The organism is Arthrobacter subterraneus, from assembly GCF_900099735.1.
Lineage (GTDB): Bacteria > Actinomycetota > Actinomycetes > Actinomycetales > Micrococcaceae > Arthrobacter_D > Arthrobacter_D subterraneus.
Map to the genome: position 1 here is coordinate 1 of NZ_FNDT01000031.1, position 21,549 is coordinate 21,549.

Annotated in this window: 22 protein-coding genes; 11 read left to right on the forward strand and 11 right to left on the reverse strand. The window is 62.2% G+C overall.

Annotated elements, in window-relative coordinates; genetic code table 11:
* The 4 genes from BLS52_RS17115 to BLS52_RS18910 all read right to left on the reverse strand — a co-directional run.
* Positions 1 to 260, reverse strand: a 260-nt coding sequence (locus BLS52_RS17115) for a transposase (RefSeq protein WP_139186314.1), incomplete at its 3' end; no start/stop codon positions are given.
* 60 nt (positions 261 to 320) lie between these two features.
* Positions 321 to 2,267, reverse strand: a complete 1,947-nt coding sequence (locus BLS52_RS17120; protein ID WP_090588348.1) for a bifunctional copper resistance protein CopD/cytochrome c oxidase assembly protein — start codon at positions 2,265 to 2,267, stop codon at positions 321 to 323.
* A 470-nt stretch (positions 2,268 to 2,737) separates the two neighbouring features.
* Positions 2,738 to 3,775: a multicopper oxidase family protein gene (locus tag BLS52_RS17125; protein WP_245702923.1), complete on the reverse strand. Its 1,038-nt coding sequence runs from the start codon at positions 3,773 to 3,775 to the stop codon at positions 2,738 to 2,740.
* 66 nt (positions 3,776 to 3,841) lie between these two features.
* Entirely contained in the window at positions 3,842 to 4,333 is a 492-nt protein-coding gene (locus BLS52_RS18910) for a multicopper oxidase domain-containing protein (RefSeq protein ID WP_245702924.1), read from the reverse strand.
* 618 nt (positions 4,334 to 4,951) lie between these two features.
* Between BLS52_RS18910 and BLS52_RS17130 the strand changes: the two genes are divergently transcribed.
* The 6 genes from BLS52_RS17130 (at position 4,952) to BLS52_RS17155 (ending at position 10,462) form a co-directional block, all read left to right on the forward strand.
* On the forward strand, positions 4,952 to 6,760 hold the full coding sequence (locus BLS52_RS17130) for a hypothetical protein (protein WP_026544902.1): 1,809 nt from the start codon (positions 4,952 to 4,954) through the stop codon (positions 6,758 to 6,760).
* Between the two features lie 261 nt (positions 6,761 to 7,021).
* On the forward strand, positions 7,022 to 7,387 hold the full coding sequence (locus tag BLS52_RS17135; protein ID WP_051470613.1) for an ArsR/SmtB family transcription factor: 366 nt from the start codon (positions 7,022 to 7,024) through the stop codon (positions 7,385 to 7,387).
* On the forward strand, positions 7,384 to 8,445 hold the full coding sequence (locus tag BLS52_RS17140) for a cation diffusion facilitator family transporter (protein ID WP_090588350.1): 1,062 nt from the start codon (positions 7,384 to 7,386) through the stop codon (positions 8,443 to 8,445). The genes BLS52_RS17135 and BLS52_RS17140 overlap by 4 nt, the downstream gene beginning before the upstream one ends.
* Before the next feature lie 43 nt (positions 8,446 to 8,488).
* Positions 8,489 to 8,971: a hypothetical protein gene (locus BLS52_RS17145; RefSeq protein ID WP_026544900.1), complete on the forward strand. Its 483-nt coding sequence runs from the start codon at positions 8,489 to 8,491 to the stop codon at positions 8,969 to 8,971.
* Between the two features lie 18 nt (positions 8,972 to 8,989).
* The gene (locus BLS52_RS17150; protein WP_026544899.1) at positions 8,990 to 9,421 is read left to right on the forward strand and encodes a DUF1232 domain-containing protein; all 432 of its coding nucleotides are present in this window, start codon (positions 8,990 to 8,992) and stop codon (positions 9,419 to 9,421) included.
* A 165-nt stretch (positions 9,422 to 9,586) separates the two neighbouring features.
* Entirely contained in the window at positions 9,587 to 10,462 is an 876-nt protein-coding gene (locus BLS52_RS17155; RefSeq protein WP_051470612.1) for a phosphatase PAP2 family protein, read from the forward strand.
* A 12-nt stretch (positions 10,463 to 10,474) separates the two neighbouring features.
* Here BLS52_RS17155 and BLS52_RS17160 read toward each other — a convergent pair whose 3' ends face one another.
* The 6 genes from BLS52_RS17160 to BLS52_RS17185 form a co-directional block, all read right to left on the reverse strand.
* Positions 10,475 to 10,795 (reverse strand): hypothetical protein, encoded by a 321-nt coding sequence (locus tag BLS52_RS17160; protein WP_026544898.1) that lies wholly within the window; start codon positions 10,793 to 10,795, stop codon positions 10,475 to 10,477.
* Positions 10,796 to 10,953: 158 nt separating this feature from the next.
* Positions 10,954 to 12,327 carry a DedA family protein gene (locus BLS52_RS17165; protein ID WP_090588351.1) on the reverse strand — a complete coding sequence of 458 codons (1,374 nt, stop codon included), beginning with the start codon at positions 12,325 to 12,327 and terminating at the stop codon, positions 10,954 to 10,956.
* Positions 12,324 to 13,790 carry a sensor histidine kinase gene (locus BLS52_RS17170; RefSeq protein WP_090588353.1) on the reverse strand — a complete coding sequence of 489 codons (1,467 nt, stop codon included), beginning with the start codon at positions 13,788 to 13,790 and terminating at the stop codon, positions 12,324 to 12,326. Before BLS52_RS17170 ends, BLS52_RS17165 begins: the two co-directional genes overlap by 4 nt.
* On the reverse strand, positions 13,780 to 14,457 hold the full coding sequence (locus tag BLS52_RS17175) for a response regulator transcription factor (protein ID WP_026544897.1): 678 nt from the start codon (positions 14,455 to 14,457) through the stop codon (positions 13,780 to 13,782). The genes BLS52_RS17170 and BLS52_RS17175 overlap by 11 nt, the downstream gene beginning before the upstream one ends.
* Positions 14,458 to 14,494: 37 nt before the next feature.
* Positions 14,495 to 15,238 (reverse strand): DedA family protein, encoded by a 744-nt coding sequence (locus BLS52_RS17180; RefSeq protein ID WP_084033575.1) that lies wholly within the window; start codon positions 15,236 to 15,238, stop codon positions 14,495 to 14,497.
* A 183-nt stretch (positions 15,239 to 15,421) separates the two neighbouring features.
* Positions 15,422 to 16,006, reverse strand: a complete 585-nt coding sequence (locus tag BLS52_RS17185; protein WP_051470610.1) for a PepSY domain-containing protein — start codon at positions 16,004 to 16,006, stop codon at positions 15,422 to 15,424.
* 282 nt (positions 16,007 to 16,288) lie between these two features.
* On the opposite strand from BLS52_RS17185, the gene BLS52_RS17190 reads away from it, so the two are divergent.
* Positions 16,289 to 16,693 (forward strand): DUF1003 domain-containing protein, encoded by a 405-nt coding sequence (locus BLS52_RS17190; RefSeq protein ID WP_026544896.1) that lies wholly within the window; start codon positions 16,289 to 16,291, stop codon positions 16,691 to 16,693.
* 97 nt (positions 16,694 to 16,790) lie between these two features.
* On the opposite strand, the gene BLS52_RS18915 is transcribed toward BLS52_RS17190, so the two are convergent.
* Positions 16,791 to 17,306, reverse strand: a complete 516-nt coding sequence (locus BLS52_RS18915; protein WP_342707475.1) for a phosphotransferase family protein — start codon at positions 17,304 to 17,306, stop codon at positions 16,791 to 16,793.
* A 46-nt stretch (positions 17,307 to 17,352) separates the two neighbouring features.
* On the opposite strand from BLS52_RS18915, the gene istA reads away from it, so the two are divergent.
* From istA to BLS52_RS17215, 4 genes are all read left to right on the forward strand, one after another.
* Positions 17,353 to 19,017 (forward strand): IS21 family transposase, encoded by a 1,665-nt coding sequence (gene istA / locus BLS52_RS17200; RefSeq protein ID WP_090588356.1) that lies wholly within the window; start codon positions 17,353 to 17,355, stop codon positions 19,015 to 19,017.
* Positions 19,014 to 19,841, forward strand: a complete 828-nt coding sequence (istB, locus tag BLS52_RS17205; RefSeq protein ID WP_090588358.1) for an IS21-like element helper ATPase IstB — start codon at positions 19,014 to 19,016, stop codon at positions 19,839 to 19,841. Before istA ends, istB begins: the two co-directional genes overlap by 4 nt.
* A 105-nt stretch (positions 19,842 to 19,946) precedes the next feature.
* Positions 19,947 to 20,903, forward strand: a complete 957-nt coding sequence (locus BLS52_RS17210; RefSeq protein WP_090588360.1) for an arsenic resistance protein — start codon at positions 19,947 to 19,949, stop codon at positions 20,901 to 20,903.
* 365 nt (positions 20,904 to 21,268) lie between these two features.
* The coding region (locus BLS52_RS17215) for a hypothetical protein (protein ID WP_217636791.1) at positions 21,269 to 21,549 on the forward strand (281 nt) is incomplete at its 3' end.

Genomic DNA, 21,549 nt, shown 5'->3' on the forward strand with positions numbered 1-21,549 from the left:
CTGGAGTCCCGCACTGCGGTGAACATCCGCTCATAAGATCCGTCGGCCGACCAGCGCCGGTGCCGCTCCCATACCGATTGCCAGGCACCGAACTCGGCTGGCAGGTCCCGCCACGGCGAACCGGTGCGGAACCGCCAGCAGATGCCCTCCAGTGTCAGTCGGTGGTCATTCCACGGCCGGCCCCGTCGGCCAGGTGCAGTCCGCAGGACCGGCTCGATAACCGTCCACAACTCATCTGAAATCACATTCGAACGAATCATCTACCCAGCTTCAAACACGACAAGCCGGATATTTAGCAGACACGCCCTAGGTCCCAGTCCTTAATCTTGCCGCGCTCCCTGCGCCGTTACACGGCGATCAATCTGCGTTGCCGCGAGGTCTCCGGAATTGATCCCTGCCCCTCCCTGGGACGACCTGGTGATATCCGGTTCGGGTGAGACGCCCTTGCCGGCGGGCTTCCGCCGAACGGTGATGGCGGCGAGCACAGCGATTGTTCCGCCAGCGATGACCCACAGGGTCACACCGGCAGTTTTCGGGGCAAACACCGGCAGTGGCCCCCAAGGTCGTACGGATTGGGCCCAGGCGCCCTCCAATGCTTCGCCTTGGGTCCATAATCCCCACCCATAGACGCCATACAACACCACCGCTCCCGCCAGTGCGGCCAGCTGTTTCTTCAACAGGTGCCGGCCACCCGGCGATGCGCCCGCCAACGCTGCCGTGAAAAAGCAGCCGGAGGCCAGCGCCAGTAAGGTCATCAGCGCGTAGCCCGGCTGATCGAGTGCGGAAAATTCCAGCAGGGGCGTGTAATACGTTGTGACCAGGGAACCGGCTATGACAAGAACCGGGACGTAAGGTGCTGCGGCGGCTGCAGCCACTGCTGGCCGGACGATGGTCTGTATGAACTCCGCACCCCCGGCGCTTCCGTCGGATCGGGTCTGGATGGTACGGGTGGCAAGTTCCAGCGGGGCGCCCGGTAGCAGCAGCAGCGGAACAAGCGTGCTGAGGAGCATCTGAGTCAGCACATGGAAATTGAGCAAATATGCCTGATAGACATGGATGCCGCCGTTGGTGATGGTGAAGAGGGCGGCGATGCCGATCAGCCAAAACATCGTCCGGTGGACCGGCCAGTTCTCTCCTGCCCGCCGAATCCTGCGCACCCCCACCAGGTAAATAACGGCACTGAATCCGCATACCAGTGCCCACAGGGGGTCGATGGTCCACTCCGACATGAAGCTCCAACCGTCCGGTGCAGGAAGCGGCCCGTCGGTCGGAGCAGACTCCAACGGTGGTGCCGGCGTCCGGGCCAACGCCGCAGCCAACCCCGACGCGGCACCCATCACCGCTAATTCCACCACGACAAGAAGCATGAAACGCCGTGTCCCCTGCCGGGGATCACGCTCTAGCTGCTTCAGAACCCTTCGTCTGTGTACCGCACCGAAAATCCCGAGTACCCCGAACGCGGCCGTCTTGGCCACCACAATCGCCCCGTAGGTTGTCCCCAGGCTGCTACGGGAGCCCAGTTGGTCCCACGCCATGAGGGAACCCGAGAAACCCAGTACGACGAATGCCCCCAAAGCGAGCGTGGAATACCTTCCCACCACAGTGCCTAACCGCTCGGGCGCCAGGACACGATGAAGCACGGCAACCGCCACAAGGCCCCCCAACCAGACGGTCGCGGCACCCACATGCAGAACCAGGAACATCGTGTTGTCGGCGTGATCACCTGCCCCCTCAGCGTGGGAGTTAAGGATTAGTGGCAGTAAACCCGTAAACGCCAACACGGCGGTTCCTGCGACCGCGGTTCGCCTGCGAATGACAAAGCTCAACGCGCACACGGACGCCGCGATCACGAAGCTCAGCAGACCGGACCGGCCCGCCTCCGCAGTTGTTGAAAACGCTATGAAGTCCGGTAGAAACCTTGCGGAGAACAGGGATACGCCACCAACGAGCTGGAAGTTCATCACGTTCAGCAGGGCAGCCGCCAACGTCCATACGGTGGTCGCGAAGGCGACAAACCGTAGGCCGGTATTATAAGCAGGTTCTGCCGGAGACAGCGCGAAGCGTACGAGTATCAGGGAACCGATCGTGCAGGCAGCGGCTAGATTGAAGAGGAGCTTCGCGCCCGTGAACATGACCAGCAGTGTCTGCCCTCCCGGGTTGAAGACGTTTTGCTCCGCGCCGGCGCCAAGGCTGTAGGCCCATAGCATCCCGAGTAGCGCGGCGGCAGCTAAACCAACAATCACACCACTACGCACCGCGACTGACATGTCTGACCCTCCCTCGCGCCCCCCATTGTTGGGGCACTCTCCCCGTACGGGTCAGTTTCACCGGGCCTGCTTGGGAAATCCTTATAGGTGTCGTCGGCACGAAGCAGGTTCCCTTCCTTCCGGAACGGCCATAGCCCGGACCGAAGACAGCCTGCCGAAGGATTTGCGTGGAACGTTTCGGCTCGTTCACCTACTGCTTCGGGGGGAGCAGCGATGAGTGGGTGGCGCGCCTACCATAACTCGCGTGGGTAGCCTGGCTCGCCGCGATGCCGTTCGGAGTACTGGCCGCGTACGGTGCCTCCTCAGACAGAGCGAAGAACCCTCGTCCCACCACGATTAGGCGTAACCGCATGGCCGTTCCCCTGCTAGGGTCTCTTGTCCGTCGCGTTGGGCGCAGCAATCGGTTCCGGCGATCCTTCAATCCCTTGTGGGGCAGCTCGCGGCCTGAGCGTAGTTGGTGATCAGCAGTGTCAGTCGGGTTCGAAGTGGGCTGGTGCAGCTGTTATTGGGTCGTTGGGATCGATGTCGCCCTTCTTGAGGCCGACGCTGAATTGGGCCATCATGTCGTGGTCTTCATGGGGAAGGTTGTGGCAGTGCACCATGTACTTGCCCCGGTGGTGCTCGAACTTCATCAGCAACCGCACCGTTTCGTCCTCGCCAACATAGACGACGTCCTTGGGTCCGCGCTCGTAGGGGAACGGTGGCTTTCCGTTCCGGCTGAGGATTTGAAAGTCAACAAGGTGGATGTGGACTGGGTGGAACCAGCCGCCGGAACTGTTCTCGATCTGCCAGATCTCGACATCATCCAGGTCGGGATCGGCGATGACCTTCTGATAGTTGCTGTTGACGACTTCTTCCCAGGTTGTCCCCGCTATCGTCCACCGGCCGTTGTCCCGTTTCACGCGCATCGTCCTCGTCTTCAGCGCCTGACCCGCTTTCAGGTCCATTGCCGTACTCGACGCGAGCAGCGTCGGGATGGTCCTCCACGAAGGGTCGGCGATATTCACCGGTTCCTCCGTCACATCGAAAGCCATCACGCGGTTAGTGAAGTCGTAATCCACATTGTTCTTGTTGGACTGGTTCCTCAGCTCGATCCGTGTACCGGATAGGTACTTCGAGAAGTCGATCAGGACTTCGTATCGCTCAGCGCTTCCATGACGCCAAGAGGACACCTGTTGAGAAACTGGCATCAGCCCGCCATCCGTGGCAACCACAGTGACCGGGTCTTTCGTACTCAGGGAGAACCGGTAGGACCGGGAGATTGAAGCGTTGAGGAGCCGGAACCGGTAAATCCGCCGCTGAACTTTCATCACCGGCCAGGGGGAACCATTGACCAGAATCACGTCGCCCCACAAACCCGATTGGGAATTGTCATCAAAAGCGAGAGAGCCGTCGGCAGCGAACATGGCATCAGAGACGGTCAAGGGAACATCAAATCGACCCTGCGGCAGGAGCGCCCGTTCAACCGGGTCATGCAAGTGGTATTGAGCCGCCAGCCCTGAGTACACGTTCCACGCAGTCTTATGAACCGCATGATCGTGGTACCAGAGAGTCCGTGCCGGCTGAAAGTTGGGTTACTCGTAATCCTTGCACAGCCCTTTAGGGGTAAGGTCGCTGGCGTACCCGTCGAATTGGGGCAGCGACGCTGAACCGTGCAGATGGGTGGAGGTGTTCAGAACGTGGCCATACTGCGGATGGACGAGCGGCAACAGATTGTCCATCCGCAGACTGATTTTGGTCCCCTGTTCGACGCTGATCGTCGGCCCGGGGATGATGCCGTTATAGCCAAGGACAGGCGTCGTGAAGTGGGGAAGGATGCTGGCCAGCCCGGGTGTTTGCCGGATCCTGTAATAGCTGAGCCGTCTTCCAGCGCTATCAAGGACGGTTCTTTCCGGAGCCAGAACGGGTGGGATCTTCAGCTGACTTTGAAAGGGTTTGGGCATGTTTGCTGCGGCCAACCGGCTGGCCGACTTGGCCTGCAGCGTATTCAGTGGCACGCCCAAGGCCGCGACTCCGAGGATCCCAGCGCCCGCGTATTGCAACACATGCCGGCGTGAAACAGACATGACTTCCTTCCCTGTCCCACCGACCCCTGCTCATGTTCGAGCACCTTTCATCCTCTAACGCTGACCTTGTGAATTGCTTGAGGCACCTCAGGCGTTGGATGACATCGTTGGATCGTGCAAGTTTAGGGAGGCCCTAGGAACGCGGGGAGAGCCACCGCCTGGGTAATCCCTCTGGCCGTCGAAGGCGCGGGAGGACTCCGAACCTGCCGATGTGGGATGGCTATCTTTACTGCATCATGCGTGCCGAGGACTATGAGGACGCCGATAACGGCCCATACGTCAGGGATTCGGTGCCCTGCTGCTAATCACGGCGTTGATGGATCTGGTGCAGTCGGCCTTCCTTGCGGGACTGTCCGTAGCGGGGTTAGTAACGCGAGGCTTAGAGGGGTGACTTTGCCCGCTTCTGATGAACAGGCGTTAAGAACTCATCAAGGAACGTGAATCGCCTAGGAAACCGGGCATACATTCGGGCTCGTGAGCACACTCATAGATCATCTCGCCCAGTCCCGCCGTACCCGCAGGCTCGGCCACTGGCTGCTGGATGATGAGAATCAGCGCAAGCGGAAGCGACCCGTCAAGCCGGGCAGAAGTTCCTCCGTGCAGCCGTGGTGGAAAGTCATGTGCCTGACCGGTGTCGATTACTTCTCGACCCTCGGGTATCAGCCGGCTATCGCAGCTGCGGCGGCCGGCGCGCTCTCCCCTGTTGCAACTCTGATCCTCGTTGCGGTCACACTGTTCGGTGCGCTGCCGATCTATAAGCGGGTGGCCCGGGAGAGTCCCCACGGTGAGGGGTCCATCGCGATGCTGGAGAAGCTTCTGCCGAAATGGAAGGGAAAGATCTTCGTCCTCGTTCTCCTCGGGTTCGCGGCGACAAGTTTCACAATCACCATGACCCTCTCTGCCGCCGATGCCAGCGCCCACCTCATCGAAAACCCCTTCGCGCCGTCGTGGCTGCATGGCCAAGAGGTAGTAGTCACCCTCGGGTTCCTGCTGCTCCTTGCCGCGGTCTTCCTCCGGGGGTTCCGTGAGGCGATCGGCATCGCTGTTGCCCTTGTCGCCGTTTTCCTTCTCCTGAATCTTGTGGTTGTTCTGGTCGCCGCGGCGGAGGTGGCTGCACACCCGCAGCCCATCGGTGACTGGTGGACCGTACTCACCGCACAGCACAGCAATCCGCTTGCGATGATCGGCGTCGCCCTGCTGGTCTTCCCCCGCCTGGCGCTCGGGCTTTCCGGGTTCGAGACCGGCGTCGTCGTCATGCCCCAAATCGAAGGCGCCCCAGGCGACACCCCTTCAAACCCCCAGGGGCGGATCCTCGGCGCCCAAAAGCTCCTCACGGCAGCGGCATGGATTATGAGCGGTTTCCTGATTGCTTCGAGCTTTGTCACGACCCTGCTGATCCCCGCGGCCGAGTTCGAGGCGGGAGGCGCCGCCAGCGGGCGGGCGCTGGCCTATTTGGCACACAAGTACCTCGGGGAGGGCTTCGGAACCTTGTACGACATCAGCACTATCGCCATCCTCTGGTTCGCCGGTGCCTCCGCTATGACCGGTCTGCTCAACCTCGTACCCCGGTATCTCCCGCGCTACGGCATGGCTCCGATCTGGGCACGGGCTGTCCGACCTATGGTGATTGTGTTCACCGTCGTGGCCGCCGTGGTGACTATTGCGTTCAAGGCCGACGTCAACGCGCAGGCGGGCGCCTATGCTACTGGCGTACTGGTGCTGATTACTTCGGCGTCGGTGGCCGTGACGCTATCGGCCCGCCGCCGCGGCCAGCGCATCGCCTCCCTGGGGTTTGGTGTCATCTCCCTGATTCTCATCTGGACCACCCTCGCGAACGTCTGGGACCGTCCCGACGGCGCCGGCATCGCAGCACTGTTCATCCTCGGCATCGTCGTGGTGTCTTTCGTGTCGCGGGCCCGGCGAGCGTTCGAACTGCGTGCCGCCTCAATCACACTCGACGATGAAGCGCTCTCCTTCGTCGCTGCGCAGGATTCCGGACAGATCACGCTTATCGCTCATGAACCCGAACGGTTGAGCGCGGCGGCATACCGCCGGAAACTGGAACATGCCTGCAGCGTCAGCCACCTCACCCCCGCGGACGAGCCCTTATTTATCGAGGTCATGGTTGATGACTCATCAGACTTCGAGACCCACCTGCTCGTCCGGGGCGTCACCCGCCACGGTTACCGCATCCTCGAAGTCCACAGTTCAAACGTGCCCAACACCATCGCCGCAGTGATGCTCCACATCCGCGACATCACCGGACTCATGCCCCACGTGTACTTCCGCTGGACGGAGGGTGACCCACTGGTGAACCTTCTCAAATTCCTCGTCATCGGAGAAGGCGAGATCGCCCCGGTCACCCGGGAGGTCCTGCGCGAAGCTGAGCCAGACGTTACCCGGCGCCCCTGGGTACATGTGGGCTAACCCGGGCGAATGTCACTCCTACACACCGGTAGGCACAAAAACTCACAATGTCACCATCATCCAATACCGATGCAGGGTTTTGTCCACCGCGTTAGGCGTGCTGGGTGCTATGGTCGCCCGCCGACCTCCAACTCCTACTCCAACGAGCGGCCCCTCGTACGTCGTCCGGCGTCGGAGATTCAACTGTGATGCGTTCGCTGTTGTCCCCGGTGGACTGTACCAAGCGTGTAGGGTCCCAGAATTATATGCAATAATCTGCGCATGAATGCAGATAGTAGAATGTGTGGTCGGGAGGCTGACAGCCAGTTTGTTGAGTTGGCGGTGGAGGTGTTTTCCATGCTTGCCGACGCGACCCGGGTCCGGTTGATTCTTGCCCTGCGGGATGGGGAGCTTTCGGTCAATCATCTGGCGGACATCGTTGATAAGTCTCCGGCGGCGGTGTCTCAGCATTTGGCGAAGATGCGGTTGGCCAGAATGGTTTCCAGCCGCCAGGAAGGCACAAAGGTTTTTTACCGTTTGGCCAACGAGCATGCCCGCCAGCTCGTCAGGGATGCTATCTTCCAGGCCGAACACGCCCTGGGAGGCACGCCTTTGCACCATCACAAAGATGCAGAGGCGAACCAATGAGCCGGCGAGTTCCGCACGACCATTCGGCTGCTCACAATCATGATGCCGATGGGCACCATGGTCCTGAGCATGATCACGGCAGCGGTCATGGTCATGAGCACCCGTCGGGCCTGCGCGGTGTACTGCATGGGTTGTTTGTACCGCATAGCCACGATGCCACTGATTCGATTGATGATGCCCTACAGAGCAGCGCCAAGGGTATCCGTGCGGTGAAGATCTCGCTGCTCGGCTTGGGTGCGACGGCGTTGTTCCAGCTGTTTGTTGTGCTGATCAGTGGTTCGGTGGCGCTGTTAGCGGATACGGTGCACAACTTCTCGGATGCGTTGACTGCAATCCCGTTGTGGATTGCTTTTCTGTTGGGCCGCCGGGTGGCGACCCGCCGCTTCACGTTCGGCTATGGGCGGGCTGAGGACATGGCGGGGCTGTTCATCGTCGCGATGATCGCCTTATCTGCCGTGGTCGCTGCCGTTGAGTCGATTCGCCGGTTCTTCAATCCTCAGCCGCTGGATAATCTCGGTTGGGTGCTGGCCGCCGGGCTGATCGGTTTTGCTGGCAATGAGCTGGTGGCGATCTACCGGATCCGAGTCGGACGGCAGATCGGTTCCGCTGCCCTGGTTGCCGATGGCGTCCATGCCCGGACCGATGGATTCACCTCGCTGGCGGTGGTGCTCGGCGTCGCTGGGGTCTGGCTTGGCTTCCCGCTGGCGGATCCGATTATCGGTCTGCTCATTTCCGCTGCGATCGGGGTGCTGCTGTGGGGAACGGCCAGGGACATCGGCCGCCGTCTGATGGACGGGGTGGACCCTGTCCTGATGGACCAGGCAGAACAGGCCATCGAGCCATGTGCACCAGGGGGTTCGGTCCGCATGCGTTGGATGGGACATAAACTCCACGTCGAGGCCTCCTTTCCTGCCACGTCGTCGTCGGTGGGCGCGGTGCAGGAGCAAGGCCGTGCGGTGGAAGCCGCGCTACGGGCAGGTGTCCCCCACGTTGGTTCGGTGCTGACTATCCCTGTCTGGACCACTCGTGAACCGAACGCACCGGCGGCAACATCCTGAATCCCCGAACCGCACAGTCGCATTGTTAGAGCAGGAGATTCAGATGCCCCGCCCGTTCCCGGCCGCGCAGGCCACTCTCCCGCGCGGGTACACGTTCGAGGTCACTGCTGATGCGCTGGAAATGATCGGCGTCTTCGGTGGCACCCTGCACTGCTACCAGGGGCCCGGCGGCTGCCGCTCACAGGGCCTGTACTTTTCCCTTGTCCTGCCACGCAAACCGGTCTTCAGCGCACTCTCCCCCGTGCCCGAGACCGAAGCGGACGGGCAGCGAATACCAACCAGTAGCGCCGCCGACCAGCGGCATGATTTTTCGGCTATCAACCTCAGTGTCAGCAGCGACCTCGCCCCGAAAATCCACGGAGGCGTGCTGGACTTTGGGGACTACAACAACATTCAGCGGTTCATCTGGCTGACCATGCCCGCCGCCAAGGGCCCACGGTGCACCTGCCGCAGATCCATCGCCGCCCCTGCGGGAAAACGGTCTCCCTGCCTGGACGATCAACGCCTCGGGCTCAGCAACCTATGAACAAGAACGAGGCTGAAAATGCTTGAGTGGTGGCAGACCATCCTCACGTCCCTGGGGGGAATCGCAGCCCTCTATGCGGTGCTGTTGGTCCTGCTCTGGGTCTACGCCCGGAATCATCCGCAGACGCTGGGCATGAAGGATGCGCTGAGGCTGGTGCCGGACCTCCTACGGATGATCAAATCCCTCGCCGCCGACAAATCCGTGTCCCCGGTTGTCCGTGTGGAGTTGGTCCTGCTTCTGGTCTATCTGCTCTTGCCCATCGATGTGGTTCCGGACTTCTTTCCAGTGATCGGCTACGCGGACGATGTAATCGTTGTCGCCGTGGTGCTGCGCTCAGTTCTGCGCCGGACCGGACCGGACGCTTTGGCCAAGCACTGGCCGGGCAGCACCGAAGGGCTACAACTCGTGATGAAACTTGCCGGAACTGGAACTGGAACCGGAACCCGGTAACCGGTTCTCTCGCGAACAACTGGGCAGCACCGCGCTGCACGGAACATGGCCGGCGATACCCACAGTCACTGCGTCTCACCGCCTGCTAGTTCCCGGGCGTAGGCTGCCCACCAAACGCCGCACAGCGGCCATGAAGACGGAGTTGATGACCCGGTGTCAGACGAAATGAGCAAAAACCCCGGTCCGGACGGAGCGCCGCCCGACGGTGAGATCCATGATGATCGCTTCGTCGGCGGCCAGGATCTGACCGAATGGGGCACGCCGCCGGGGCGGCTCCTTGCCCGCTGGGCGCACCGGATCAGTGGTCTGCTGGGACCGCATGCCGCGCTGATCCTCACCCATGTTCTCGGTGCGCTGATCGCTGTTCTCCTCACCGTCGCCTCGACGGAAATCTACGAAGCGGTCACCGAGGGAGACGGCGTCGCCGCCCTGGACCATCCGATCCTGGACGCAGCACAGACCCTGAGGTCGCCGTGGCTGGACACAGTGGTGACCGCTTACACGAACCTCGGCGGACCGATCGGCATGCCGATCCTCGCACTCACGACCCTGGGTATCCTCACCGTCCGGCGCCGGTCATGGACACCGGGCATCCTGATCGTGACCGCGGCAGCCGGCTCCCTGCTGATGACCATTGCCGGCAAGCAATCCATCGGACGCTCCCGCCCGGCACTGACGGAGGCCGTCCCACCCTATGAGTATTCGGCGTCCTTCCCCAGCGGCCACTCCCTCAATGCCGTCGTGATAGCCGGGGTTGTGGCTTACCTGCTTATCCTGCGGCAGACGACCCGCCAGTCCAGAATTCTCACGACGACCGCGGCCGCCCTGTTTGCTGTCACCATGGGCTTGAGCCGGGTGTTCCTGGGCCATCACTGGTTCACGGACGTGCTGGTCGCGTGGACCCTCGGTGTTGCGTGGCTGGCCCTGGTCATCACAGCCCACCGTCTATACCTGACGGCCCGGCACCGCGACACCGTCAATCCCAGCGGTTCCACGGAGGACACGGCAGGGCCGGCGCCGTCGGATCCGGAACGTCCGTAACGAGGTCCGCCTTTACAGGGTCGAGTCGTGGATGTGGCGGGTGGAACGTCCTTCACCCTCACGGATCCTGTTTTCCACCTCGGTATGTGGTTCCTGCGACTGGGCGCTGGCCGCATCCGAAGGAGCACCGACTACCGGTGAGACCGCCCCTGCCGGGGCGCCGGAGATAGCGGGTTGATTCTGGGCTGTCGATGACTGGATCTGGTGATGGCCAGGCTGGAAGTCACCGGCCAGGGCTGCGCCTGCTCCGGCGAGGTTCAATCCGACGACCAGGGCGAGGATGAGAGTCTTCCTACCTGCTGGGGTCTTGCGGGTTTCCTGCGTGCGTCGCATGTCGATCGACTTTCTATGCCGGTGTCACTGTCTTTTCCGTTCGGCTTCATCTTCACCCATGGTTCCTGAGACGCAGCTGAGAAGCAGTCCGCGTGGGTGAACGCCCGAGAAGGGGACCCCGAGTATTCCGTTGGTGTAAGGCACTGGTCAGGAGGTCATCAGTCTTGTTCCTGCACCGGAGTTTCATCGCGAGGTGACGGGACGTGGCGGGCGGCCGTCCACAGGGCGGCGATGGTGAACGCCCAGAGCGATCCTGCGGCCCAGGCAAAGACGGTGTCGGTGGGTTGCTGAACTGCAGGGTACAGGTGGCTTAGGACGATCAGCCCGCCGGTGGTTATCAGTCCGGCGAGGGTGAGCACTTTCGATGTCCATGAGTGTTCGTGGCCGATGAGGAACCAGGCGGTCGTGGTGAGGATGGCAGCTGAGATCAGTGTTGTGCCCGCGGGACTGAGCAACGAGATACCGAGCTGACTCGAGTGGATTGGGTTGGGGGTCCCAGCCACGGCCAGGTGTCCGGCTGCGGTGATCACGACCGCGCCACCGGCGGTGATCGCCCCGGGCACAAGAACGTTTGAAAGGCCGCTGCGTGGGAGCACGGCGGTGGTGGCGATGATGATGGCGGTGATCGCTGCCGGATGCCCGAGGACGGCGATCACGGCCATGATGGCGGTGAATTCGTCGTCTTGATGGTCGAGGAACCAGGAGAGAACCGGTTCGTTGATTCCGCGCAAGGCCAGCCCGGTGGCAGGAACACGGCTGAGCAGGGTATACCCGGCGGAGAACAGGACCACCGTAAGCAATACGCCACCGACCGTGATGAGCCCCTGCCGGGTGTTCAGTCCGGACGCCGCCGTGCGGGTGGCCGAGGTGAGCGCGGCCGCGGGGCCGGATGTACGCAGCTTGTCGACCTGCCGTTGAGTCCAGACGTTGTTGCGCACCGCGAACCGTACCAGGAGCGCGATCAGCAGGAATCCGGCAAGGACGAACGTGAGGATGAGGCTGGCCCTGCCCAGGTATTGCTCGACCGTCTTATAGGACTGCCCGGCGAAGTAGCCCAACAAGACCACGGTGGTGGCCCAGATGGTGCCGCCGATGCTGTTATACAGCAGGAAGGTGCGATACGGCATGCGTCCCATTCCCGCCAGCGCGGGCACCAGTGCGCGCAGCAGCCCCACCCAACGTCCGATCAGAACCGCGCTGCCCCCACGCCTGACCAGGAACTGTTCACCTTTGACCCAGCGTTCAGCCCCGACAAACCGCCCGACGCGGCTGTTTTTCAGTCCCGGCCCGAAGCGTCTGCCGATTTCATAGCCCACGGAATCCCCCGTAATAGCGGCGAGGATCGCCACGGTGAGCATAATCCAGATGTTGATATGACCCTGGCTGGCGATCACCCCGCCGATGAACAGCGCGGTCTCCCCCGGCAGGACCAGCCCGATGAACGCGGCGGCCTCACCGAACGCGAGAGCACCGATGATGACGTAAACCAGCGGCCCGGACAGGGACATGATGAAATCGATGACCTGTGTCATGTGGCATCGTCCGAGGATGGTTTATTCTCAGCATCCAGAAGCAGGGCGTGCCGGGTATCTGCTGTGTCTTGTAGTGGGACGGTGATGCGGAAGCGGGTGTGACCCTCGGGTGTTTCGGTGGCGTGGATGGCGCCGCGGTGCATGTGGAGGATTTCCCTGCTGATGGCAAGGCCGAGGCCGCTGCCGCCGCTTTCTCGGGTGCGGCTGGCATCCAGGCGGACGAACCGGTCGAAAATTTTCTCGCGCTGGTCGGCGGGGATGGTATCGCCGTCGTTATCTACGGTGATCACCGCTGCACGGTTGATGGTGGTGACGTGGATATCGACCCGGGTAGAGGCGTGGCGGGCGGCGTTGTTGAGCACGTTGCGGAACACCTGGGCGAGCCGGTGTGGGTCTCCGGTGACACGGGCGGGAGCCAGAAGGGCGTTGACCGTGTGGGTGGAGACCGAGCGTAGCCGGTGTATTTCCTCTCCGAGCACGTCGTCGAGGTCCACATCGGTCATGGTGAACCGCAGGCCGGCATCGTCGAGCTTGGCCAGGGTGAGCAGATCCTCCACCAGGTAGCTCATGCGGCGGGTCTGAAGTTGCAGCATCCCGCTCGTGTCCCACCAGGTACGCGCGGTCGGGTCGGCTGCCGCGATCTCCAGTGCCGTGGTCAGGGTGGCCAACGGACTGCGCAGTTCGTGGCTTGCGTTGGTGACGAAACGACGTTGGGCCTGGTCCGCTGATTCGAGGCGGCCGAGCATCTCGTTCATGGTCGCCGCAAGATGCTCTATTTCGTCCCGGGTCGCCGGGACTTCTACCCGTTCGTCGAGATGCTGGCGCGTGATCCCTGCGACGGTGGCGCGTATTCTCTCCACCGGTCTGAGGGACCGGCCCACCAGGACCCAGATCAACCCTCCAGCCAGCGCGAGCAGGACCGGAACACCGCCGAGGAGGAACCAACCAACGGTGGTGACAGCGTCCCGCTGGATCGATGTCGGCACCCCGGCCACCACCGTGAACTCACCGTCCGGTGTTGCAACCCCGCCCGCTGCAACGACGTGATCGTCGAAATCAGTGAGCGTGAACAGGCCGGGGTCCGGGGAAACGTACTTCTGTCCGGGTCGTAATGGTCCCCCCTCATACAAGGATTCCGTGATCGAATCATCGGAACTGGCCAGCATGGTGCCGTCGGCGCGTAAGATCTGGGTGATCTGCGTGTTGGTCCCGGTGACATCACCGGTCACATCGGCGCTGTCATCTTCTGCGACCTGCTCAAGGACGGAATCGCGGTGCTGGATGGCCAGTTCGCGTGCATTGTCCAGCAACGAGGACCGCAGCAAGACCAGCAGAATGATACCCGCGACGGCGAGGACGACAGCGAGGGTGAGGACCGCAGCTGCCGTGGCCTGTTTCCGCACACCCCACGTCGCCCGTCGCCGCCCGTCGCCGCCGGCCGGCGGGTATGTCTTAGCGTTCATCACTGACCAGGCAATACCCCATCCCGCGTACCGTCTTTAGGGTGTTCGTACCGAACGGTATGTCGATCTTCTTGCGGAGGTACCCCATATACACCTCGATGACGTTATCGCTGCCCTCGTAAGCTGAATCCCACACGTTATCGAGGATCTCGGCTTTGGATACCACCTGATCATGGCTGCGCATCAAGTAGTGCAGGATGGCGTATTCCTTCGGCGTCAACGCCACCGGCGTGTTGTGCCGGGCGACGGTTCTGCGGACCGGGTCCAAAACCAGTGAACCCACGGCGAGAGTGACGGGACGTTCCGGGGCTCCCCGACGGATCAGAGCCCTCAGGTGTGCGACGAGGACGATGAAGCTGAACGGTTTAGTCAGATAATCATCGGCTCCGAGGTCGAACGCATCCGTCTGGTCATACTCTCCGTCTTTGGCGGTCAGCATCAACACCGGTGTCCAGATCTTTGCTTCCCGGATCTCCTTGAGGATCTGGTAGCCATGCTTGCCCGGGAGCATGATGTCCAACACCGCAACGTCGTAGGGGTTTTCCAGGGCCAGCCAGGCCCCGGTCACGCCGTCGTTGGCGACATCGACCACGAAACCCTCATTCGTCAAGCCTCGGCGGACTGACTCGGCGAGATCCTTTTCATCCTCGACCAACAGAACTCTCACAGTGAACCTCCTCCGCCCGTTCCCCGGCCCATCCTAGTCACCCGTCCCGCCCTGAACGGGCAGTTGAAACTCCGTCGCCGAAGCGAGAAGCCTTATCGTCACCAGTGATGCCAGTCGAATGAGGTGCTGCGCGGTTCCGGCGGACCTGGCGGATCACCTCCACCACCGTGGGAACCACCGACGCAACCACAATGACCAGCGCGATCAGATCAACGTGCCCCGCAATGAAAGGGACACCACCGAGAAGGGACCCCGCAACCGTCAAACCTGCCCCCCACAAAAGGGCGCCCAGCGCGTTCCAGAGCAGGAACTTCCGGTACTGGTAGTGTGCGATGCCGGCCGCCAATGGAACGAAAGTGCGGGCGAACGGTACGAAGCGGGCCAGGACCAGTGACCGCCCGCCGTAGCGGTTGAAGAAGGTTTCAGCGCTCAGCAGATACCGGGTCTTCAGGATCTTTGCGTTATCGGCGAAGAGCCGGCGACCAAAACGCCGGCCCAGCCAATACCCGATCTGGTCGCCGAGAAAAGCAGCGCTGACGATGACGGCGATCAACACCGCAAGGTTCAATCCGAGACTGCCATGCAAAAGGCCTGCCGTGAAGATCAGCGAATCGCCCGGCAGGAAGGGGAACAGCACCCCCGATTCGATGAAGACGATGACCGCCACCACCCCGAGCGCCCAACCACCCAAACCTTGCAGGAGCGCTTCGGGGTCGGTTAAGCCGGACCACGGGGCGGCGGCCGCTTTGCCCGCAGCAACCGCTGCTAGTTGAGTCATCATTGTTTTTCCTCCGGGGTGAGCTGTTACCGATCGCGTTCAAAGCATGCACCCGGGTTACTGAAGGAACCCTGAAAGCGGTCGAAAAAGTAGGTGTCTCCGGTGTGGACGCGGCCGGCCGCACACCGTTGGGGCAGGGTGTGCGGCCGGGGTCTTATTCAGTTCTGGTGTGGATCCTTTCGGGGGTTATTTGGTACCGGTTGCGGCGGCCTCCTGCGCGTCGTCCTGCTCGCCGTCGGCTTCGTTGTCCGAGCCGTTCTGGTCATCGGCGGTTTCACCGGTCTCCCCGGCTTCGTCCTCGGCGCCTTCGCTGCCCTCGTCGTCACCGGCTTCGGTGTCCAAAACGGTGGCGTTGCCGGCATCGACCTTGACCTCGGTCAAAGCTCCGGCGCCGTCCTTCACAGTCACCTCGTACACCAGCGACCCGTTCTCATCGCCCAGCTCGGATGAGACTACGCTCGCCCCGGAAACCGAGGCAAGGGCTGCGTCCTCGGCGGCTTTCGTGTCGATGGTCGCCAGGTCCGCGTACTGGGCCGACTCGTCGGCCTCGGACAGCTCCGTCGCCGACTCGGGAACCGTGATGGAGCCGTTGAGCTTCGGTTCCTGCTTCTCGTCGGTCTCGTTGGCGTCCTGGTTCGCCTCGACGGGAGCCGGAGCCGGGACGGTCGCCGCGTTGGCCGCGGTCAGACCAACAACGGCGGTGCCGCCGAGCAGCGCCAGTCCGGCGAGGGAACCAACCAGCATCTTCTTGTTCTTCGGGGTGGTGTTCATGACAATTACCTTTCAGTGAGGACTTAACCCTCCGGGACTCTCCCGTTCAGGTCCGGCCCCGTTTCCCGGTGCCTGCAACTACTCTCGCCCCCACCCGCTAAGAGAACGCTGAGAGAACCTGAGGACGAGCTAAGTGCGAGAGAGAGTGCACGGTTCACCCTGTTCCACCGGCGCTGCACCCGCTGTGGGTGTACCTCTTCTCTGGCTGCCGACCGTGCCCAGTGATGCACGGCTGGCTCCAGGCGTGCAGTACCGGGCTAGTCTGCCGATCTAGACTGCCTCATGAACAATCACCCACGAACCTGGCACGCAAAACACAAAGAATCACTGACCAAAGGGGAACGGGCCGCGGATCGGCTGCGCAACAGCATGGGAAGCTGGCGCTTCGTCAGTGGGTTCATTGCTTTCATGGTCCTGTGGGCTGTCGCTAATTCAGTGGTTCTGACAGCACGTGCCTGGGACCCGTACCCCTACATCCTCCTGAACCTGTTTCTCTCCATGCTCGCCGGTTTACAGGGAGCGATCCTCCTGATCGCCGCCAAACGCCAGGACGCGATCGCGGCCGTCATGGCCCAGCACGATTACGAAACGAACACCGCGGCGAAAGCAGAAATCGAACAACTCATGACCATCAACGCCGAACAGTTGCGCATACTGCGTGAGCTGCAGAACGCCGGCACCCGATGACTCAGCACGGTGCAGCTTTCAACATCACCGCTCCAACGAACGCTGGGGAGTGCGGATCTTTCCTGATCTGCCGCTGGCTCGGTTGGTGGTTTCACTGCTATACCAACAGTTGTTCGATTAGCTTCATCCGCTCCGCGGTGCTCTCCCGCCAGTGGGGTGAGCATGCACGGAAGGGCTCGTTGAGACGCCGAAGCACATGTAGAGCGACCCAGTCCCGGACCCGCCGCTCTGAGAATGACCCGTGCCCGTCGGTGTAACCAGCCAGCAGTGCTGCCGTAACCGGCAGATCCAGCACAGGCACGGACCCGGATCCCGGGAGCCCTCTGATCAGCTCATCGGCGGCGAAACTGCCCAGATCCGATTCCGCCGGTCCCAGACCGCACCGGTCGAAATCGATCAACCGGACTTCGTGCTGGTCCACGAGGACCTGATCGGCGGAAAAATCGCCGTGCAGCAAGACACACCGGCACCGACCCACCGGTTCCTCCCCAAGAAACCCCGCGACGCGGTGCAGCCTGGCTGTGACAGGTTGGAGTGGCCCCGGTGTGACGGTTTGAAGTGGCCCCACTTGTCGACTCGCCGGGCATCTTGTGACGGTTTGAGTTGGCCCCACCCCAGCGTTGGAATCATCTGTTTGTTTCCAATGGTGGAGGGCAAGGATGAGGGCACGCGTGGAGGTTTTCGCAGCGATTCGTAGGGACGCCCGGGTGGAGGGTTTATCAATCCGCGCGTTGGCGTTCCGTCATGGGGTGCATCGCCGTACGGTACGGGCAGCGTTGGAATCCGCGGAGCCTCCTGAACGGAAGACCCCGGTAAGGGTTTCCCCGAAGCTGGAACCCTTTAAGCCTTTGATCGATGCGATGCTGCTGGGGGATGTGTCGGCTCCGCGGAAGCAGCGTCATACCGCCCGGCGGGTTCTTGCCCGCCTGGTCGATGAGCATGGCCTGGATGAGGTGTCGTATTCCACGGTCCGTGATTACGTGCGTGCCCGCCGAGCCGAGATTGATGCTGAGGTGGGCCGGCACCGCGAGGTGTTCGTTCCGCAGGACCATGCACCGGGTGCTGAAGCGGAGGTGGATTTCGGTGATGTGTGGGTGATCCTGAACGGGGTGAAAACCAAGTGCCAGCTCTTCGTTTTCCGCCTCTCGCACTCGGGGAAGGCTGTTCACCGGGTTTACCCGTCCTGCGGGCAGGAGGCGTTCCTCGAGGGGCATATTGAAGCGTTCACCACGATCGGTGGGATCCCGACCCGGCATATCCGGTATGACAACCTCACCAGCGCGATCAAGAGCGTCCTTTACGGGAAGGGACGGAACCGGGTTGAGAACGACCGGTGGGCATTGTTCCGCTCCCACTACGGCTTCGACGCCTTCTACTGCCAGCCCGGTATCGAAGGTGCTCACGAGAAAGGTGGGGTGGAAGGTGAGGTCGGCCGGTTCCGCCGCAATCACCTGAGCCCCATGCCCGTCGTGGGATCACTGGCCGAACTCAACGAGAAGATCAAGGCATGGGATGAGGCCGATGATCGGCGCAGGATCAGCAACCGGCTGCGCACCGTCGGCGCCGATTTCCTCACCGAGAAGCCGCTGCTCTCTTCGTTGCCGGTCGAAGTGTTCGATCCCGGGCTGGTGCTCACCCCACGGGTGGATCGTTCCTCGATGATCACGGTGAGGATGGCGAAATACTCTGTTCCGGCCCGGTTCATCAACCGGAAAGTGCGGGTCTCGTTGCGGGCGTCGGAGCTGGCGGTCTTCGAGGGCCGATCCTTGATCGCGGTCCATCCCCGCGTGGTCGCTACGGGCGGGCAAAGCGTTGACCTGGATCATTACCTGGAGGTGCTGAAAACCAAGCCGGGTGCGTTGCCCGGCTCCACCGCTTTGGCCCGGGCCCGCGCGGCGGGGACTTTCACCAGCGCCCATGAAGCGTTCTGGGCTGCCGCGCGAAAGACTGATGGAGATGCAGCAGGCACCCGTGAACTCATCGACGTCTTGTTACTGCACCGGTCGATGGACACCAACGACGTCGTCGCCGGACTTACCGCCGCCTTAGCGGTGGGCGCGGTCACCGCTGATGTGGTGGCCGTCGAAGCACGGATAGCCGCAGCCCGGCGGGGCCATCCCGATTGTCATCCCGCCGTTCCATCCGTTCTTGTCGGGCCGCGGGTTGTCAGTCTCACTCAACGCCGGCTCGCCGACCCCGCCTCAGTCATCGCAGGACTACCAGCGGATAACCGGAGCCTTCCCTCCGTGGCCGCGTATGACCAGCTCCTGAAACTCAAACCACCGATAGCCACCACAACACCATCCAGAGAGCAGATCTCATGACCCCCACCGCGTCTCCCGCCACTGTTCCTGGTGTTTCCCAATCATTGCGCCGGCGCCGCGGCCTCACGGAGGAAGCCGCTGTCGCCGCGGTCGACCAGGCGTGCCGGCAACTGCGCCTGCCCACGATCCGGGCAGTCGTGGGCGAAGCAATCACCACAGCGAACAAGGAACAGCTCTCCTATCAGGGATTCCTGGCCGAACTGCTCCTGGCCGAATGTGACGACAGGGACCGGCGACGTTCTATCCGCCGGGTCAAAGCCGCCGGCTTCCCCCGGGAGAAATGGTTGGGAGACTTCGACTACCAAGCAAACCCCAACATCAACCCGGCCACGATCAACTCCCTGGCCACCGGGGACTGGATCCGCAAAAGTCAGCCCCTATGCCTGATCGGAGATTCAGGGACCGGCAAATCGCATCTGCTCATCGGCTTGGGTACCGCAGCCGCGGAGAAGGGCTACCGGGTCAAGTACACTCTCGCCACCCGGCTCGTGAACGAACTCGTCGAAGCCGCCGACGAAAAGATCCTGGCCCGCACCATCGCCCGCTACGGACGGGTCGACCTGCTCTGCATTGATGAACTCGGCTATATGGAACTCGATCGCCGCGGCGCTGAGCTACTTTTCCAGGTCCTCACCGAACGCGAGGAAAAGAACTCCGTCGCCATCGCTTCCAATGAATCCTTTTCCGGGTGGACAAAAACATTCACCGATCCACGCCTCTGCGCGGCGATCGTCGACCGCCTCACCTTCGGCGGCAACATCATCGAAACAGGCACCGACTCCTACCGCCTCGCCCACACCCGCAACCAATATTTGACCCACTGACCCAACCCCACCGTCATAAAAGGCAGGCAGGGATCGGGGACCCATCAGCAGTTGAGGTACAGCCTCTAGGCTGGGACTGTGAACACGACGCGCCTCGTGGAGGGCATGGAACGACACCAAATTCCCCTTTACCTCCTGGCCATCGTCGCCGGTGGCCTCTTCGGTTGGCTGATCCCAGCAGCCGCTGAACCACTGGAAATATCGATCAACCCAGTACTGGGCTTACTGCTGTTCGCTACGTTCCTCGGAATACCCTTCGCGAAAATTGGTCAAGCCGTACGTGACGGGCGGTTCATCGCCACCGTCATGGTCCTGAACTTCCTCATCGTGCCCGTCGTTGTCTTCGGCCTCTCACGCTTCGTCGCCCACGACCAGGCCCTGCTCATCGGGGTGATGATGGTCCTGCTCACACCCTGCATCGACTACGTGATCGTGTTCTCCGGTTTGGCCGGCGGATCCAGCGACCGGCTTCTGGCGGCCGCACCCTTGCTGATGCTCACCCAAATGCTGTTACTACCGCTCTACCTGCTGCTCTTCATCGGCCCGGACCTGGTCTCAGCCATCGAACCCGGGCCCTTCATCGAAGCCCTCGTCGTGCTGATCATCATCCCCCTCGTGGCAGCTGCTTTGACCCAGCGGTGGGCACGCCGAGCCCTGGCCGCTCGTCACCTGATGGACATCATGCAGAACCTCATGGTTCCCCTCATGATGCTCACCCTCGCGGTCGTGATCGGGTCCCAAATCGTCGGCGTCGGGCAGGAACTACGCTCACTGCTCGCGGTCATACCGATCTACATCGCGTTCCTGGTCATCATGGTCCCCGTGGGAATGCTCGCCGCCCGCGTCGCTCGTTTGGATGCGGGCAGCACGACCGCCGTGGTGTTCAGCGGCGCGACCAGGAACTCCCTCGTCGTTCTCCCACTGGCACTGGCACTACCCGAACCCCTGGCCCTGGTCGCACTGGTCGTCGTCACGCAAACGCTCGTCGAACTCATCGGCATGGTCACCTATGTCAAAGCCCTACCCCGACTAATTCCAGCGAACATCACCAACCACGCATAGCTACAAGACCAACGACGCTCCCTCGGCTAACTCCAGCTGAGTGGGGCCATTTACCGCCGTCACGCCGGGGCCAAAACAAGTTGACACAATCACATCTCGTTGGTTGCCTTGCTCGGCGTGTCAGCTTGTCTGCCGGTCACTGAGCGGGTCGGCGCTCAGCTTGTCGAGGTCGGCGAACCGCCTACAACTGTGTCCGGTTCAGCACACAGCGGACGACTGTTCCCAGGCTTTGATATCACCTCAGAAGTAAGGACCGACACCACCCCGTTTGTCGTCGGGAAACCTTCATCGGTTCCGCCTTCCCCCGGGATGGCCACTCTAAACTGAGCTTTTACGGCTTCGACGCCAGCGGAACCGACTGGCGTGTGGACACCAACCCCTCCTGCGTCGGAACAGTACCAACGCAGGTCGGAGGCGAAGCAGCGATCGTCATCCTGGATTCCGACGCCCGCAGTGATGGGCAGGGCCGGGTGAGCATCACTGTTGCAACGGCCTTCTCCGCTGCGGACGGTGACCTCCTGTGGGGGCCTACGGAGGTCCCCGGCCCGTCCCCTGGTACCGGCCTGATTTTTGCTAACACACCCAAAGCGCTGACCAACGAACGAACGCCCACGACGTTACTCGACGCCGCATCCGGAGCAGTCGT

Bases quoted from the DNA above. Each gene is read 5' to 3' on its own strand.
- BLS52_RS17120 (WP_090588348.1), bottom strand. From the start codon at position 2,267: ATGTCAGTCGCGGTGCGTAGTGGTGTGATTGTTGGTTTAGCTGCCGCC.
- BLS52_RS18910 (WP_245702924.1), bottom strand. From the start codon at position 4,333: ATGTCTGTTTCACGCCGGCATGTGTTGCAATACGCGGGCGCTGGGATC.
- BLS52_RS17130 (WP_026544902.1), top strand. From the start codon at position 4,952: ATGTGCCTGACCGGTGTCGATTACTTCTCGACCCTCGGGTATCAGCCG.
- BLS52_RS17135 (WP_051470613.1), top strand. From the start codon at position 7,022: ATGAATGCAGATAGTAGAATGTGTGGTCGGGAGGCTGACAGCCAGTTT.
- BLS52_RS17140 (WP_090588350.1), top strand. From the start codon at position 7,384: ATGAGCCGGCGAGTTCCGCACGACCATTCGGCTGCTCACAATCATGAT.
- BLS52_RS17145 (WP_026544900.1), top strand. From the start codon at position 8,489: ATGCCCCGCCCGTTCCCGGCCGCGCAGGCCACTCTCCCGCGCGGGTAC.
- BLS52_RS17150 (WP_026544899.1), top strand. From the start codon at position 8,990: ATGCTTGAGTGGTGGCAGACCATCCTCACGTCCCTGGGGGGAATCGCA.
- BLS52_RS17155 (WP_051470612.1), top strand. From the start codon at position 9,587: ATGAGCAAAAACCCCGGTCCGGACGGAGCGCCGCCCGACGGTGAGATC.
- BLS52_RS17160 (WP_026544898.1), bottom strand. From the start codon at position 10,795: ATGCGACGCACGCAGGAAACCCGCAAGACCCCAGCAGGTAGGAAGACT.
- BLS52_RS17165 (WP_090588351.1), bottom strand. From the start codon at position 12,327: ATGACACAGGTCATCGATTTCATCATGTCCCTGTCCGGGCCGCTGGTT.
- BLS52_RS17170 (WP_090588353.1), bottom strand. From the start codon at position 13,790: ATGAACGCTAAGACATACCCGCCGGCCGGCGGCGACGGGCGGCGACGG.
- BLS52_RS17180 (WP_084033575.1), bottom strand. From the start codon at position 15,238: ATGATGACTCAACTAGCAGCGGTTGCTGCGGGCAAAGCGGCCGCCGCC.
- BLS52_RS17185 (WP_051470610.1), bottom strand. From the start codon at position 16,006: ATGAACACCACCCCGAAGAACAAGAAGATGCTGGTTGGTTCCCTCGCC.
- BLS52_RS17190 (WP_026544896.1), top strand. From the start codon at position 16,289: ATGAACAATCACCCACGAACCTGGCACGCAAAACACAAAGAATCACTG.
- istA (WP_090588356.1), top strand. From the start codon at position 17,353: ATGAGGGCACGCGTGGAGGTTTTCGCAGCGATTCGTAGGGACGCCCGG.
- istB (WP_090588358.1), top strand. From the start codon at position 19,014: ATGACCCCCACCGCGTCTCCCGCCACTGTTCCTGGTGTTTCCCAATCA.
- BLS52_RS17210 (WP_090588360.1), top strand. From the start codon at position 19,947: ATGGAACGACACCAAATTCCCCTTTACCTCCTGGCCATCGTCGCCGGT.